Below are 235 nucleotides of genomic sequence, written 5' to 3' on the forward strand. Positions count from 1 at the left end.
GCAGCGCCAGCGGAAGGGCAATGCGCCGCAAGCGTTGCCAGCGGCTGGCCCCCAGACCGTGCGCGGCCTGTAGCAGCGAGGGGTCGATCTGGCTCAGGCCCAGTTCGGTCAATCGCACCAACGGCGGCAGGGCGTAGATCAGTGTGGCAAACACGGCGGGCACCTTGCACAGGCCGAACAGCATCAGCACCGGGATCAGGTAAACGAAAGCAGGCAGCGTCTGCATCACATCCAG

1 protein-coding gene is annotated in these 235 nt (G+C 65.5%); it reads right to left on the minus strand.

Features of this window, described 5'->3' with window-relative positions:
• On the minus strand, positions 1 to 235 hold a 235-nt coding region (locus SB765_RS33840), incomplete at both ends, for an ABC transporter permease subunit (RefSeq protein ID WP_410933062.1).

This window comes from Pseudomonas sp. SIMBA_067 (genome assembly GCF_046534675.1).
Taxonomy (GTDB): Bacteria; Pseudomonadota; Gammaproteobacteria; order Pseudomonadales; family Pseudomonadaceae; genus Aquipseudomonas; species Aquipseudomonas putida.